Source organism: Pantanalinema sp. (assembly GCA_036704125.1).
In the GTDB taxonomy this organism is placed as follows: Bacteria; Cyanobacteriota; Sericytochromatia; order S15B-MN24; family UBA4093; genus JAGIBK01.
In genome coordinates, this window is the sequence record DATNQI010000011.1 from 21,771 (window position 1) to 31,925 (window position 10,155).

8 protein-coding genes are annotated in these 10,155 nt (G+C 68.5%); 4 read left to right on the forward strand and 4 right to left on the reverse strand.

Annotated features, from left to right (window positions below; genetic code table 11):
* Positions 1 to 43: 43 nt before the first annotated feature.
* Positions 44 to 1,093, reverse strand: coding sequence for a hypothetical protein (locus V6D00_01455; GenBank protein HEY9897821.1), 1,050 nt, complete (start codon positions 1,091 to 1,093; stop codon positions 44 to 46).
* 142 nt (positions 1,094 to 1,235) lie between these two features.
* Here V6D00_01455 and V6D00_01460 point away from each other — a divergent pair, with 142 nt between their 5' ends.
* Positions 1,236 to 3,644 (forward strand): SpoIIE family protein phosphatase, encoded by a 2,409-nt coding sequence (locus V6D00_01460; GenBank protein ID HEY9897822.1) that lies wholly within the window; start codon positions 1,236 to 1,238, stop codon positions 3,642 to 3,644.
* A 3-nt stretch (positions 3,645 to 3,647) separates the two neighbouring features.
* Here V6D00_01460 and V6D00_01465 read toward each other — a convergent pair whose 3' ends face one another.
* From V6D00_01465 to V6D00_01475, 3 genes are all read right to left on the reverse strand, one after another.
* Positions 3,648 to 4,766: a hypothetical protein gene (locus V6D00_01465; GenBank protein ID HEY9897823.1), complete on the reverse strand. Its 1,119-nt coding sequence runs from the start codon at positions 4,764 to 4,766 to the stop codon at positions 3,648 to 3,650.
* Positions 4,763 to 5,818: a radical SAM protein gene (locus tag V6D00_01470; protein HEY9897824.1), complete on the reverse strand. Its 1,056-nt coding sequence runs from the start codon at positions 5,816 to 5,818 to the stop codon at positions 4,763 to 4,765. The genes V6D00_01465 and V6D00_01470 overlap by 4 nt, the downstream gene beginning before the upstream one ends.
* A gap of 74 nt (positions 5,819 to 5,892) precedes the next feature.
* The gene (locus tag V6D00_01475; protein HEY9897825.1) at positions 5,893 to 6,126 is read right to left on the reverse strand and encodes a hypothetical protein; all 234 of its coding nucleotides are present in this window, start codon (positions 6,124 to 6,126) and stop codon (positions 5,893 to 5,895) included.
* A gap of 197 nt (positions 6,127 to 6,323) precedes the next feature.
* On the opposite strand from V6D00_01475, the gene V6D00_01480 reads away from it, so the two are divergent.
* From V6D00_01480 to V6D00_01490, 3 genes are all read left to right on the forward strand, one after another.
* Complete coding sequence (locus V6D00_01480; protein HEY9897826.1) at positions 6,324 to 7,505, forward strand: hypothetical protein; 1,182 nt, start codon at positions 6,324 to 6,326, stop codon at positions 7,503 to 7,505.
* A gap of 136 nt (positions 7,506 to 7,641) precedes the next feature.
* Entirely contained in the window at positions 7,642 to 9,048 is a 1,407-nt protein-coding gene (locus V6D00_01485) for a S8 family serine peptidase (protein HEY9897827.1), read from the forward strand.
* Positions 9,049 to 9,172: 124 nt separating this feature from the next.
* The gene (locus V6D00_01490; protein ID HEY9897828.1) at positions 9,173 to 9,970 is read left to right on the forward strand and encodes a hypothetical protein; all 798 of its coding nucleotides are present in this window, start codon (positions 9,173 to 9,175) and stop codon (positions 9,968 to 9,970) included.
* Positions 9,971 to 10,155: the final 185 nt, after the last annotated feature.

Consider the following 10,155-nt stretch of genomic DNA (forward strand, 5'->3'; position numbering starts at 1 on the left):
CCCGGCCTTCGGGGGCACATTATTCGGCGAATGCTCGCGCGCCTCAATCGGTGAGCGCCAGCAAGACCGCGGCCGTCGTGAGGCAGCGGCTCGCGAGCGGCCGGGGACCGAGGGTGAAGTAGAAGGGTTCGGCGGCGAACCCGCCGTCTTCCTGCTGGCATCGGCTCAAGAAGCCTTCGGCGCTTTCGAGCGCGGCCGAGATGCCCGGGTCCGGCTCAAGGCGTCGCAGGGCCAGGACCGTGAAGGCCGTCTCCAGGGCGCCTGCTTCCCTTTCGGGCCGGTACTGGCCGCCGACCACCGCAAGGCCGGTCGGTCCCTGGGTGGCGGCCCAGCCGCCTGAGGGGAGCTGCGCGCGCAGCATGGCGTCGCGGGCGCGGCGCATGGCCTCGGCTGGCGCAGGGCCGAACTGCTCGGGCGCCTGTTTAAGCAGGAGATCGAACATGCGAATCGCCTGGTAGGTGCCGTAGCCGAGCCCGTAGTACCAGTAACTCGGGTAGAGCCCCCCGCTATCCTGCCGGGCGAGCCAGTCGGCGCCCATGCGCGCGTCGTGCGCGTAGCGTCCGGGATCGATCAGCAGGAGCGCACCGAGGAGGTTGCCGACCACTTCCGGGTGCACCGGGTCCGTGCCGGCGCCCCAGAGCGCGTCGGCCGCGCCCGCTTCGTCCAGGGAGGAGCACAGCCAGGTCCGGAACCGCCCCGCCTGGAGGCGGTTTTGCTCGAGCAACGCGAGGGGGCCGTCCAGGCTCTCGAGGCGATCGCGGCGCCCCACGCGGTGCAGCAGGGTCACGACCTGGGCCAGGACGTCCGCGTCGGGCGGGATCTCGGGGCACAGGTTGAAGTAGCGCCAGCCATCCGGGCTTCCCAGGGCGAGAATGGCGTCGGTCTCGCGCGCGACGATCGCCTGGGCCTCGGCGTCGTCGGGCAGGGCGGCGTGGAGGGCCATCGTGGCGAGCGCGACCTGAAAGACGGAACCGACGAGGATCGCATGGCCCATCAGGCCGAACTGGAGATCGAGGGCATCGGGAAAGCCGTCGGTGGCCTGGTTCTTCAAGAAAGCGCCAGCCCTGCCGACGAGTTGGACGGAAGCTTGCATCATGCCACAAGACCTCTCTTCACGCTTTCTTCGGGTGAGCCTGGGGGCTGAAAGCGGATGGTGTCGCGACTTCCGGCGATAGAAAAGACCGAGCTATGGTATAAGGCTACTACCCAACCCATAGGATTGCAATTTCGTGAACGTGAAACGTCTTTCTAAGCTGGCCTTCTGGGGCACCATGTCCGCGCTGCTGGTCGTGGCGGTCGCGACGTTCGTCCTCTCGCTCGCTTGGATCAATCGCCCCTTCCCGGGCTTCGTGGTCCTGCGGAACAACTCGGTCGACTCGCTTTCCTCGGCGCGCTGGACCGGCTTTCAGAACGGGATCAAGCAGCGGGATCACCTCCTGGCGGTCAACGGGACTCCGGTCCGCGACGGTGGTGAGCTCTACCGCATCGTGAGGGCGAAGCCGCCCGGCACGGTCTTCACCTACACCTTGGAGCGCCCGACTTCCGCCGGCATGTCCAAGATGAGCCTCACCGTCCCGTCGCAGCCCTTCAGGCTCAACGACTGGGTGGGGTTCTTCCTGACCTTCTGGGGGATCGGCCTTTTTCACCTGTTGACGGGCCTCTTCGTCTCGATCGTCAAGCCGGGCGACACCACCGCACGGGCGCACCTGCTGTTCTGCGTCTTCTTCGGCACCTTCCTCATGACCGCGTTCGACGGGATCGCCGATCACGTCTTCACCTACTTCCCCCACAATCCATCCTTCGCCCTGCTCGGGTTCGCGGCCCTGAACCTCGCGATGCTGGTGCCGCGGCCCCTCCCCGTGATCAAGCGCTTGCCGCGCATCCTGCTGGTCAACATGATCCTGGGCCTCGGCTACATGGCCTTCACCATGTGGAGCTTCGAGCAGCCGGCAGTATGGCCCAACAACTTCATCGGCATCCTCGCCGTCGACTCGATCTCGGTCCTGCTCATCGGGGCCTCCTCGTTCTGGGCGCGCTGGAGCGCCACCAGTTCCCCCCAGATCAAGCGGCAGGCCAACGTCATCCTCTGGGGCGCCCTCCTCGCGTTCCTGCCGGCCATCGTGTTCAACACCCTCGCCGGGCTCGGCGTCACGATCCCCTTCGGGGAGCTGACCTTCTTCGGCATGGTCATCTTCCCGGCCTCCGTCGCCTACACCATCGTCCGCCTTCGCCTCTTCGACATCGACGTCATCATCAAGCGCACCGTCACCTACTCGCTGATGTCGGTCGCCCTGGCGATGGCCTACTTCGTCCTGACCCTCGGCATCCGCAGCCTGTTCGGCACCGGCGGCCAGATGGATCCTGCGAGCATCATCGCGACCGGCGTGGTCGTGCTGCTGGTCGCGCCCCTGCGCGATCGCACCAAGGTGCTGGTCGACAAGCTCTTCTTCCGAAGCGGCTACGACCTGGCGCGCCTGCTGACCGACTTCGGGGATCGCGCCCGAGAGACCTTCGATCCCCAGGAGCTCCTGAGGACCTTCGTCTCGACCATCGATCATGCCCTTCAGCCGACCTACGTGGCCGTCCTGCTCAAGAACGGGGAGAGCGGAGCGCTTCTGCTCCGCGAGAGCAAGGGCCTCGCCGCGCCGGGGGCCATCGTCCTGGCCCAGGAGGATCCCGCCCTCAGGGCGCTGTTCGTCGGGCGCGGCCTGTCGATCAGCCTGGATCCCATCGACCTGCCCGGGATGTCCGAGGCGACGGCCACCCCGCTGCGCCTCAAGGAGGAGCTGGTGGGGCTGGTGCTGGTCGGGCCGCGCAAGAGCGACCAGCTCTTCAACTCGACCGATCGCACGCTCATGGTGGGCCTGGGCCAGCACCTCGCGCTGTGGATCAAGAACGCCGAGCTCTTCGGTCAGCTCGCGGGCCAGGCGCGCCTCAAGCGCGAGCTCGAGATTGCCCACGAGGTCCAGACGGGCCTCTTGCCGACCTCGCTCCCCGCCATGCACGGGGTGGAGTTCGCCGCCACCTCGATCCCGGCCCTCGAGGTCGGGGGGGACTTCTACGACGTGATCCAGGTGGACGAGCACCGCTTCGGGGTGCTGATCGGGGACGTGTCGGGCAAGGGGGTGCCGGCGGCCCTCCTGATGGCCATGACCCTGGTCATCTTCCGCTCCATCGCGCCGGGCAACCCGTCGGCCACCGACGTCATGGCCAAGGCGAACGAGCTGATCTTCCTGAACCGCCCGTCGCGCAAGATGTTCGTGACGGCCTTCTACGCGGTCTACGACTCGCGCGATCGCACCCTCACCTACGCCAACGCGGGCAACCCCCTGCCCATCGGCACCAGCGGCCGCCTGGAGGCCAAGGGAGTCTCGCTCGGCATGTTCCCGACGGCGACCTACGACGGCAACACGGCCGTCATCGAGCCGGGCGAGCTGCTCGTGCTGTACAGCGACGGAGCGGAGGATGCCATCAACCCGACCAGCGAGCAGTTCGGAGAGGAGCGCCTCGCCGAGATCGTCTTCGCCAACCGCAAGGAGGCCCCCAAGGACGTGGAGGCGCGCATCCTGGAGACCATCCGCAAGTTCTCGGAAGGCTCCGACCAGTTCGACGACATCACCCTGGTGACGCTGAGGGCGAACTAGGCCTCAGCCGATGGGCTGGGGCGCGCCGGTGAGGCTCTCGAGACCCTTGAGCGCCGCGCCGTAGGCGGTGGAGGCCGCGCTCAGCTCGGGGCCCAGCACGTCCTCGAGGTCCCGGATGCGGTCGTGGGGCACCCCGCACGCGAGCAGGGCCGGCCGGGCGAGAGCGTCCTTGCCGAGCCCCATGACCGCCGCCTCGACGTGGCGCGGGTTGCCCAGGCCCGCCTGGGTGGCCACCCGGGCGATGCCCTCGGCGACCCGGGCGATCAGCTGGCGGTGCAGGTTGTCCGCGAGCTCCACCAGCTCCTGCTCCGCGAGCAGCTCCCGGTCGAGGCCGAAGGCCTGGGCCAGGTCCGAGAGCGCGGCCTCGCGGCTCATGTAGCGCCCGAAGTAGGCGTGGCGCTCGGCCAGCTCGCTGGGCACCAGGTCCAGGATCCGGGTGAGGCACTCGGTCGCGCCCATTCGCGGGTAGAGGGGGTAGGATCGGCCGCCGGTCGAGGCCTGTTTCGAGACGTAGTCGAGCGGGGTGGCCGTCATGCCGTACCACATCAGGCGCTGGGTCTCGAGCCGGGAGAGGTTGTAGCCGTCCGGGTCCGCCATGGGGCCGCCCTCGATGGCCCCGCCCCGGATCGCGATCACGTCGGTCGAGGTCGTGCCCACGTCCACGCTGAGCCCGTCCGTCACGAGCTTGCTGGCGAGGTAGGCCGAGCCCCAGAACTTGGTGGCGGCGAAGCGGAGCACCTGGCGCCCCTTCACCTCCAGTACCTCGGCGGGGTCGTACAGGACGCCGTCGGCCCCGACGAGGAAGGCCCGGTCCTCGAAGAGGGCCCGGGCCATGCGGGCGGTGTGGTGTAGGGCCGCACCGAAGGTGGGGTAGCTGTAGAAGTGGCTGGTCACCAGCACCACCCGGTCGAGCTGGCGGGCCGAAAGGCCCGACTCGGCCAGAAAGGCGCTCGCGGTGGCCATCAGCCCCCCTTCGAAGTCGATCGATCGATCGGGCATCAGGGACGGGGTGAAGGGCAGCGGATAGCCGGCCCAGCGCGCCTGGGGCGCCTCGGCGGCGCCTTCGAGCAGGACGTACTTGACCTTGGCGTTGCCCAGGTCGATGCCGAGGGTTCGGGTCATGGCGCCAGGATCTCCTTTCGTTTGGCCCCCTGCGGCTCGTACCAGCAGTGGGGATCGGGGGCCATGTAGTCGCCGGTCGCGCCGTAGGCCGCCGCCCGCGAGCCCCCGCCGCAGACCTCGAACAGCTCGCAGCTCGCGCACTTGCCGGTGATGCGCCGGGTCCGCAGCTCGGCGAGCACCGGGTGCTCCCAGAGCTCCTCGAGGCGCGACTCGCGCACGTTCCCGATCACGATGGGGGTGCGCCGGCCGGCGTAGGCCGTGCCGTCGGCGTCCAGCGCCATGAAGGAGATGCCCTCCTCGCTGTGGAAGATGTGCGGGTAGGCGAGCGTGAAGGCGCGGTCGAAGCCCGCGTCGCGGATCTCGGTCTTGGTGAAGGGGGAGCTGGCTGCCTCGACGGCGATCGCGTCGAGGGCCGCGCGGTACTCGGCGCCGGTGAGCTGGCGCAGGCGGGCTCCCGGCCCGATGGCGATGAGGCGTGCGAAGGAGAGGACGTGGATCCCCTCGCGGTTGGCGAGCGAATAGAAGCCGGGAATGGCCGTGTCGTTGACCCCCGGCATGAGGGTGACCTTGAACATCACCTCGATCCCCTCGGCGCGCAGGTTGCGGACCCCCGACAGGGCGCGATCGAAGTTGCCCCTGCCGCGGATGCGGTCGTGGGTCTCCGGGGTGGGGCCGTCCATCGAAACCTGGACCCCCAGGATCCCCCAGGCCTTGAGCGAGGCGGCCATCTCGGGGGTGATGAGCGTGCCGTTGGTGTTGAGGTGGGTCACGATGCCGAGCGACTGGGCCACCCTGACCAGCAGGCCCAGGTCGGGGCGCGAGAGCGGCTCGCCGCCGCTGAAGAGGACGTTCGGCTCGCGGCCGAGGCCCTGCGCGAGGTCGCGGACCTGGTGGAGGATGCCGATCAGCTCCTCGGTGCTGTACTCGTCGGGAAAGGCGGTGCGCACGTCCCGGTAGCAGTGGCGGCAGGAGAGGTTGCAGCGGTTGGTCACCGAGATCTGGACGAAGAACTCCCGGTCGGGTGCTGGCTCCATGGTGCTGGCTCGCTGCATCGCTTCCTTGCCTTCAAAAACAGGGGCAGGGGGGACGTGCCCCCCTGCCCTTCCTACCCGATTTGCGGGGCCTTTTAGCAGGCGGGCGTGGCTCCGCCGCCTCCCGCCGCGATGCGGCTCTCGAGGGTCATGGGGTCCACCGCACGCAGGTAGCGGTAGCTGGCCTTGAGGGATTCGCGCTCGGCGCCGCTCAGGGCGATGCCGTTGGCCGAGAGGGTGCCATCGAAGTCCGCCTCGAGCGACGTGCGCAGCTCGTGGTTGGCGGCGACGCGGTTCACGAAATCGATGAGCTTGGTGTTGGTGAGCATTGTTCATCCTCCTCGTGTTGCGGGGCTGAGTCCCATCCGTTACTTCTCTACTACCCGCGTCATAACACCTGTCTAACAGGATATCGCTTGCTTTAACCTACAATTCACGCGAATGAGTCATCCATTCATCCTGATGCAACAATCGTGCAATCTTTCTTTCCGACCGGGCGTGCCCTGAAACGGGGTACATGAGGCCCATGCAGCACTTCGATTCCCCCCAGGCGATGCCCCCGCTTGCCGAGGCCTTTCTCGCGCAGCCGCCAGGCACCGAGCCCGTGTGGTCTTCGCTCGGTCAGCTGGCATGGCACCCCGAGTGCCTGTTCAGCGAGTTCTCGCAGGGGGCAGAGCGCGTCTTCATCGCCGGAGTCGCGCGCTACGGGACCTACCTGCGCTTCTCAACTTCCGAGTTCGCGCTCGCAGAGGCGCTCGTCGCCTCGCAGGACTACCCCGAGGTGCTCGCGCGGGTATGGAACGCGACGCAAAGCCTCGTTTCCCCCGTCCAGGTGGCGGCCTTCGCCGCGCGTCTGCTCGAGGCCGGCTTGATCATCGATCGGCGAACGGGACCCGTCCGGCCGGGGCCTGCGCGCACCTGGCGGGATCTGCTTCAGTGGAAGGTGCCCCTCTGGGATCCGACCGTCTTGCTCGAGCGGCTCTCCCCATTTCTTCGCATGACGGCGAGTACTCCCTTCCTTTGGCTCGGGTGGGTGCCCTTGCTGATCGTCGCCTCCGCCAAGACCCTCGCCGACTGGGACGCGTTCGCGGGCATGATCTCCAGGCTTGCCAGCCTCGAGGAACCCTATGCGCTCGCCTGGATCTACGGGCTGCTCTTCTTGACCCTCGCGGTCCACGAGCTCGGGCACGCGGCGGTCAGCTTCGCCCTCGGGGCCCCGGTGCGCCGGATCGGGGTGATGCTGTACCTGGGGATGCCCTTCGGGTACTGCGACGTGAGCGCCGCCCACCTCCTTCCCCGCAAGCGCGATCGCATCGCCGTGAGTCTCGGCGGCCTCTATTACCAGATGGGCCTCGGGTCACTGGCGGTGATCGCCTGGGCCTGGCTGCCGGTGGGCGAGCTGGGGCGCGCGATCGCCCTCAAGCTCGCCATCGTCGCAGGCGGCTCGATCGTCTTCGACCTCAACCCCTTCGCCAAGCTGGACGGCTACTACGTGCTCGCCGACGGGCTCGGCATCCCCAACCTGCGCGATCGCTCCTTCGCCTACCTGCGCGCGAGGCTGCGCGGCGAGCGCGCCGAGCCTCTCGGGCCTGTCGAGCGTCGTCTCTTCTTGGGCTACGCCGTGCTCGGCTGCGCGGCCACCGTGGCCCTTCTCGTGCTGGGGGTGCTCTGGTGGCGCCGGATCCTGAGCACGGCCCTTCCCATGTGAGGGCAGGGGCGATTGTTGCGGCAAGATTAATTCTCGTTCAGTTGCCCGCTTCGTTGAGAGATCGTGAAGATCGCGAGGTATAAGCCCTTCAGAACGCCTGGATGGTGTTGACGCTTTGCCGCGCAAGGAGGGCAGGATGCAGGATACCAAGAGGGGAACGCTTTGGATCGGGCCGCTGCTGGCGGTCTCGCTCGCCGCCGGCTGTCAGGTCTCTCCTGGCCTCGTCCAGGAGACCTCGTCGACGGGCATGGCCCCTTCGGGAAGCGCCTACCGCATCGCCGCCAAGGGCGCTCAGCGCTACGTCGTCACCTTCGCGCTCGAGAAGATCCCCTCCGACTTCGCGGCCACGGTCGCCGGAGCGGGCGGCACCCTGCTCCATTGCCTCGACGGCATGGGCGTCGCGCTCGTCGTTTCCGACCAGGCGAGCTTCGCTTCCAGGCTCGCCAAGGTGGGCGGCGTCGAGAGCGTCGAGGCGAGCACCCGGCAGGGCCTGGTTCAGAAGGCCTACGCCGCGGGCTTCGACCCGAGCGTCGAGGCGCCGGACCCCACTGGCGCCTCGGGCGAGCCCCTCTCGGGCTACCAGTGGGGCCTCGACAGCATCCATGCCCCCGAGGCCTGGGATCGGGGCTACACCGGCCGGGGCGTGCGCGTCGCGGTGCTGGACACCGGGGTGGATGACCAGAACCCGGACCTTGCGCCCAACCTCGACCGACGCCGCAGCACCTCCTTCGTGGGCGAGGAGCCGACCTTCGTCGACTACAACGGCCACGGTAGCCACGTGGCGGGCATCATCGCCGCGGCCAGGAACGGCTACGGCGTGACCGGCGTGGCCCCCGCGGCCTCGATCATCGCCGTCAAGGTGATGGGCGCCGACGGCTGGGGCGACGACTTCGGGATCCTGCAGGGCATCAAGTACGCGGCCGACCAGGGCGCGCAGGTGATCAACATGAGCCTCACCTCGCTGGGCGAGGACCGTCCGACCATCAAGGCCTACCGCCACGCGGCGCGCTACGCCAAGAAGAAGGGATCGATCATCGTCGCGGCCGTCGGCAACGGCGGCATGAGCGGCAAGGACATCGACCCGGCCCTCTTGCCCGCCGAGCTGGACGGGGTGATCGCCGTCTCGGCGGTCGGTCCCCAGAACCAGCAGGATTTCGACGCCTTCGCCCTCTACAGCAACTACGGCCGGAACCTGGTGGACATCGCGGCGCCGGGCGGCGGCATCGGCTTCGATCCGGCGACCTTCACCCCGGTGATCCACACCAAGCGCGATCTGGTCCTGAGCACCTGGAGCACGCAGGCGCGAAGCTACTCCGAGGGGGGCTTCGATTTCCAGGCGGCGCCTCACATGTTCCTGGCCGGCACCAGCATGGCCACGCCGCACGTGAGCGGAGTGCTCGCCCTGATGCTCCAGAGCAAGCCTCGCCTCTCGGGCGCCGAGGCCCGCCGCGCCGTGCTGAACTCCGCGGACGACCTGGGCCCCAGGGGGCGCGACGCCTACTACGGCGCCGGCCGGGTCAACGCCCTGCGCGCGATCCAGTAATCCCCCTCCTGTCGCGGCGCCCTCCGACTTCGGAGGGCGCCGTTTTTTTCGTTGACAGGAGAAAAGGTGTGGGTTAAAGTAACCTTAACCCTTAGTTAAGAGATTCTTTCTTGAAGGAGGCGGCATGAAGACGGCGAAGGCGGGAATTGCGATCGCGCTCTTGCTCAGCGGCTGCGGCCGCGCGGTGGCGCCCGCCGTCTCGGTCGCCCCGCCCCGCGCCCAGGCCGCCGCGAGCGTCGCGCCCAAAGCGCCCGCGGCGCCGCTCGCGAGCGCGCCGGTTGCCCCCGTGTCCGCGGCCCCCGAGGTGCCCCCCGCCTCCGCCGAGGAGCTCCAGTGGGAGCACCTGCGCGCCATCGGCCAGGCCGGCGGCCTGGTCAAGGGCCTCTCGAGTCTCACCGCCGAGACGAGCGCCCCCTACGCCACCCAGATCGTGCCCGAGACCACCCAGGCCAAGGCCCAGGCCCTGGCGCGCGCCTGGGCCCCCGATGCCCGCCAGGCCTACATCGGCTGGGGCTTCTGGAAGGTCTCGCTGCTCAGCCGGGTCCGCCACACCTACTACTCCCCTTCCAAGAAGCGCGTCCTCAAGCTGGAATACAGCGTGACCTCGGCCTTCCTCAGCCAGACCGAGGAGGACGGCGAGGGCTACGACCTGGGCTTTTTGGCCCTGCGCGACGCCTACGACGTCAGCGCCTTCCAGGTCAAGGACGCCCATTCGCGCGCCCGCAGCTACGGGTATCGGCCCGGCAAGAATACCACCGCTTGCCTGCTGAATTTCGTCCTGCTGGGTCCGGTCTGGTGCTTCATCGACGACCGCACCTGGGAGCCCACGGTGCTCATCAAGGCGGAGTCGGGCGAGGTGGTCACCGGCGGCCCGCTCATGTGGGCGGCTTCCTTCCTGATCGCCCGGGCCGCCGCACAGTAAGGGAGCCGCAAGCGGCCTCTGGGAGGCCTCGCTGCCGCTTGCCGGGCGCCTTTACAGCCAATTGCCCCCCCTTCTATAATGAGAGACGCTTAGAAGAGGGCTCCATCTTGGCTTATCGCTCGTCTTTCCGCCGCCGGCTGGCCATCGCCATCGCCGTCGGCCTGACCATCCCCCTGTCGGCACCC